Genomic DNA, 4,658 nt, shown 5'->3' on the forward strand with positions numbered 1-4,658 from the left:
GGTCAGCGCCTCCCTTAAGCCGCATTCTTTCCCCCTTTCTTGGCGGGACAAGAAAGGGGCCCCCGGAGGGACCCAGCCCCAATGTGGACAGGGCTATCGTCTAAAATGAAAACCAAAATTCCAGCGCTACCGAACCAGCGGGATCCAAACCCACATTGGTTACGATCACAAGGTTCTCCCCTTCGGGGAGGGCTTTTTCTTTCCTGCGGCGATGGCGAGGCACAGGCCCATGAGGGAGCCGGTGAAGATGGCGGCGGGGATATGGACATTGTCGCCGGTCTTGGGCACAGGGGCCGGTTGGGTGTCCAGCTGCCAGCTGATATTCAGCCATTCCCGGAGGCCCTGGGGGCTCAGATCTTCCGGCATCGTCAGATACAGATTCAGCATTTCCGACGTCCCGGGTGAAAATGTCCCCAGGTCTATCCAGCCCGCCTGCTCCAGAGTGCCGTCAAATACGGTCTTCTCCCCCTCGATCTGTAACCGCGCAGTCTTTAATTCTCCGTCCGCCCCGGAGCAGTGCAGATATAGCCGGGTGTTCTTTGCCGCGCGGACGCAAAGCCCCTCCTCCAGCCGCTCCCCGGGGGTAACGGCAAGGTAGCTGCCGAAAAGATGGTCTATGGGGGTGGCCCCATCCGCCGCGAACACGATGCCCTCCACGCCGCTGCCAAAGGCAATGGCCCCTTCCGCGTTCACCGCCGTTACCAGTGACAGAAGCAGCGCCAGCACCCAAATTCTTCTTCCCATTTCATTTCCCTCCTGGTGTATGGAATACTTCCACAGCATATCACCAATTCGGCGCCGATTCTGCCGGAACGGGCCTGTCGGAAAGCATTGCTTTCCGGGGGCTTTCCGGGGTCGGACGCTTTTGGAGGGGATTTTATGGGGCAAACCTGATTTCAGAGACTTTTTTGCATAAAAACACCGCAGAAGCATTTGCCTCTGCGGTGTTTTTTACTTACTGCTGATATCGGACCCGAAGTACTTGTTGGACAGCTCAGTGAGCTTCCCTTCTGCGCGCAGGTCCTCGATGGCCTTGTTGACAGCCTCCCGAAGGGACGCGGTGTCGTCGCCCTTCTGCATGGGGATGGCGATCTCATTGGCGTCGTCGGACTCCGCCACGATTTTGATAGCCGCGTCCGGGTGCTGGTTCAGGTAGTCGAAGAAGGACACATTGGCATTCAGTGTAGCGTCCGCCCGGCCCTGAAGCACCATCTGGATGGTCTCGTCCAGAGTATCCACACCGGAGCAGGTGGCGCCGTACTGTTCCGCCATCTCCATATAGGTGCTGCCGATGGAATTGGCCGTGGTCTTCCCGGCCAGATCCTCAAAGGAATGGATGGTGTCGTTGCTCTCGGCAACCACAAGTGCGGTCTTGATGTAGGCATAGGGGGTGGAGAAGTCATAGGTCTCCTTCCGGCTGTCGGTGATATCCACGCCGTTGATGACCATGTCATACCGTCCGGCCTCCACGCCTGCCAGCAGGCCGTCCCATTCCCCTTCCACGAAGGTTGCCTTCACGCCCAGCTTTTCGGCAATGGCCTTGCCCACTTCCACATCGTAGCCAACCAGAGCATCGCTGTCATCATGGAAGGACCAGGGAGCCCAGTTGCCCTCCATGGCAATGACCAGCTCGCCCTTCTGCTGAATCTGGGCCAGCCGGTCGCCGGTGGTCTCCTGCTTTTTGCCGCACCCGGCCAGCATCAGAAGGGCGGCCAGGGCCAGAGCAGTCATGCGAATGAACTTTTTCATACTGTTTCCTCCTGTTTGGGAGATGCTTCCTCTCCCAGAATGGTGCGCAGGAATGCCCGGGAGCGCTCCTGCTTGGGCTGCCGGAAGAAATCCTCCGGCTTGCTTTCTTCCAAAATCACGCCGTCCTCCATAAAAACGACCTTGGAGGAGACGTTCTTGGCAAAATTCATCTCGTGGGTCACAACCAGCATGGTCATGCCCTCCCGGGCCAGCTGCCGCATAACGGACAGCACCTCGCCGGTGAGTTCCGGGTCCAGTGCCGAGGTCGGCTCGTCAAAAAGGATGATCTCCGGGTCCGTGGCAAGGCCCCGGGCAATGGCCACCCGCTGCTGCTGTCCGCCGGAAAGCTGGCTGGGATAGCTGGCGGCCTTATCGGCCATGCCCACCTTTTCCAGCATTTTCATACCAAGCGCTTCAGCTTCCGCCCTGGGCATCTTCCGGGCCACGATCAGCCCCTCTGTGACATTTTGCAGAGCGGTCTTGTTCCGGAACAGGTTGTAGTTCTGAAATACAAAGGCTGTCTTCTTCCGGATGCGGGCAATGTCCTTTTTGGAGGCGTTGTGCAGATGCACCGTCTCTCCGTCAAAGACCAGTTCCCCGTCATCAGCGGTTTCCAGAAAGTTGATGCAGCGCAGCAGCGTTGTCTTTCCGGAGCCGCTTTTGCCCAGAATGGCCACTACATCGCCTTTTTCCACAGACAGACTGACGCCCTTCAGCACACTCAGTCCATCAAATGCCTTGTGGATATTTTTGATTTCCAGCATCGCCATATTTACACCGCCCCGTAAGAACTCAGCTTCTTTTCGCCCCAGCTCTGCAGCCTGGTCAGCACCGTGCAGAACAGCAGATAAATCAGGGCAACCTCGATATAAAGCGCCAGATGCTCATAGTACCGGGAGGCGATGCGCTGGGTTACCATGAACATTTCCATAACGGTAATGTTGGCGGCCAGAGAGGTATCCTTCACCATGGAGATCAGGTTGTTGGACAGGGAGGGAAATGCCGTGCGCATGGCCTGGGGCAGCAGAATGCGGCGCATAATCTGCATATAGCTCATGCCCACGCAGTAGCCTGCCTCCAGCTGCCCCCGGGGCACGGATTCCAGCGCCGCCCGGATGGTCTCGGCGCAATAGGCCCCCTCGTTGATGGAGAAGACCAGAACCGCCGAGGGGAAGGGCGCCAGCATAATGCCCAGGTTCGGAAGGCCATAGAAGATCACATACAGCTGCACCAGCAGCGGCGTGCCACGGACCACCCAGATATAAAACCGGGCGATCTGCTTGAGCACCTTCACATTGGCGAACTGGACAATGGCCGTCACCACGGCGATAACCAGAGCCAGAGAGAAGGAGATCACCGTCAGCGGGATGGTCATGGTCAGTCCCGGCAGCAGGATCTTCGGGAAGGATTCCAGAAGGATCCGAATGAGTCTTTCGTTCAATGCATACTCCTTTGATTAAAAGCGGTCGGAAAGATCCCGGTAGAACGCGTTCAGTTCCTCTTCCGTATCAAATCGGCCCACATACATCTGATTTGCCATAGCCCCGGACAGGGCATCCGGAATGCGGCCGCTCATGACAATGTTGCCGACATACTTCATTCTGATTTCGTAATCATCCAGTTTATAGTGGTTGCCGTCTCTGCGGCCGTAGAAGGCGCAGAAATGGTGGGCGCCGATAGGCTTTGTGTTCTTGTCATAGCAGACCATATCCGCCCAGATCTTATAGACATCGGTCTCCTGGCTGTAGTTGTACATATCCGGAGTGTAGCCGCCGGCGGGGCGCATATTGACTTCCAACCCCAGCACATCGCCCTTCCTGCCCAGCCCTTCCTGATCCTCTGTCAGCACAAAGAATTCCAGATGGATGAACCGGCTTCTGACGCCGAAGGCCTTGATGGTCCGCAGGCCCGCGGAGCGGATGTTGTCCGGCACATCCTTCACAAGATAATACACGGAGTCGGAATTGTCATTGACAATATCCATAATGGATTTCGGTGAAATGTTGCCGGACTCAAACAGGGGCTGCCCCTTGGAATCCACAATGGCGTCAAAGGTCTGCACATAGCCCCGGACATACTCCTCCATGATATAGACCTCATCGTTCTTATGCTCCATGAAGAATTCCAGATCTTCGTCAGAGGACAGCTTATAGGTATTGTTGGCGCCCACGCCGTTGTCCGGCTTGACCACCACGGGATAACCTACGGTATGGGCAAACTCCAGCGCGTCCTCCAGCCCCTCCACAATGTGCCATCTGGCGGTGGGCAGACCGGCCTTGGCGTAATACTCCTTCATGGCGGACTTGAACTTGATCTTCCGCATATCCTGAATTTTGGGACCGGTGGTGATATTGAACTCCGTGCGCAGCTGGGCGTCCCGCATGAGCCAATACTCGTTGTTGGATTCCAGCCAGTCGATCTTGCCGTACTTGAAGGTGAAGAAAGCCACAGCCTTGAACACCTCGTCATAGTTTTCCAGACTGGATACCTTATAATATTCATCCAGACTGTCCCGCAGCTCCTGCAGCAGGTTTTCATAGGGGCTGTCGCCGATGCCCAGCACCCGCATACCGTTTTTCTTTAACTCCGCGCAGAATTTCCAATAGGTCATGGGGAAATTGGGGGAGATGAAAATGAAGTTTTTCATGGAATATTCCTTCTCTCTATAGTATCTCTTATCTTTCCCAAGTATAATTGAACAAGAAACGCTGCTCGCTTATTCTGAAGTTCAGCCCTGTCCGCCCATCAGCTGGGTGCCTCCGGCGGTCCCTTTCTTGTCCCGCCAAGAAAGGGAGAAAGAATGCGGCTTAAGGAGGCGCTGACCGCTGCTTGCTCCCGCCGCAGAGCCGATGTATTAGTGGTGCGATTGCCACCGGCAATCGATTCATTAGATTCGCTGCGCGACGCAC

At 56.2% G+C, this 4,658-nt stretch carries 5 protein-coding genes; all 5 read right to left on the reverse strand.

The annotated features are described in order from the left end of the window. Positions 1–165: 165 nt before the first annotated feature. Entirely contained in the window at positions 166–744 is a 579-nt protein-coding gene (locus KQI10_RS08985; RefSeq protein WP_216567088.1) for a hypothetical protein, read from the reverse strand. A 207-nt stretch (positions 745–951) separates the two neighbouring features. Continuing rightward, a complete protein-coding gene (locus KQI10_RS08990) occupies positions 952–1,749 on the reverse strand; it encodes a transporter substrate-binding domain-containing protein (protein WP_216567089.1) in 798 nt (265 codons plus the stop codon). Beyond that, a complete protein-coding gene (locus KQI10_RS08995) occupies positions 1,746–2,513 on the reverse strand; it encodes an amino acid ABC transporter ATP-binding protein (RefSeq protein ID WP_216567092.1) in 768 nt (255 codons plus the stop codon). The genes KQI10_RS08990 and KQI10_RS08995 overlap by 4 nt, the downstream gene beginning before the upstream one ends. A gap of 8 nt (positions 2,514–2,521) precedes the next feature. Continuing rightward, positions 2,522–3,190: an amino acid ABC transporter permease gene (locus tag KQI10_RS09000; RefSeq protein ID WP_216567090.1), complete on the reverse strand. Its 669-nt coding sequence runs from the start codon at positions 3,188–3,190 to the stop codon at positions 2,522–2,524. A 15-nt stretch (positions 3,191–3,205) separates the two neighbouring features. After that, the gene (locus tag KQI10_RS09005; RefSeq protein ID WP_216567091.1) at positions 3,206–4,396 is read right to left on the reverse strand and encodes an acetyl-CoA carboxylase biotin carboxylase subunit family protein; all 1,191 of its coding nucleotides are present in this window, start codon (positions 4,394–4,396) and stop codon (positions 3,206–3,208) included. Between the last annotated feature and the right edge of the window lie 262 nt (positions 4,397–4,658).

Source organism: Pseudoflavonifractor sp. MSJ-30, from assembly GCF_018918045.1.
In the GTDB taxonomy this organism is placed as follows: domain Bacteria; phylum Bacillota; class Clostridia; order Oscillospirales; family Oscillospiraceae; genus Faecousia.

Bases quoted from the DNA above. Each gene is read 5' to 3' on its own strand.
- KQI10_RS08985 (WP_216567088.1), bottom strand. From the start codon at position 744: ATGGGAAGAAGAATTTGGGTGCTGGCGCTGCTTCTGTCACTGGTAACG.
- KQI10_RS08990 (WP_216567089.1), bottom strand. From the start codon at position 1,749: ATGAAAAAGTTCATTCGCATGACTGCTCTGGCCCTGGCCGCCCTTCTG.
- KQI10_RS08995 (WP_216567092.1), bottom strand. From the start codon at position 2,513: ATGCTGGAAATCAAAAATATCCACAAGGCATTTGATGGACTGAGTGTG.
- KQI10_RS09005 (WP_216567091.1), bottom strand. From the start codon at position 4,396: ATGAAAAACTTCATTTTCATCTCCCCCAATTTCCCCATGACCTATTGG.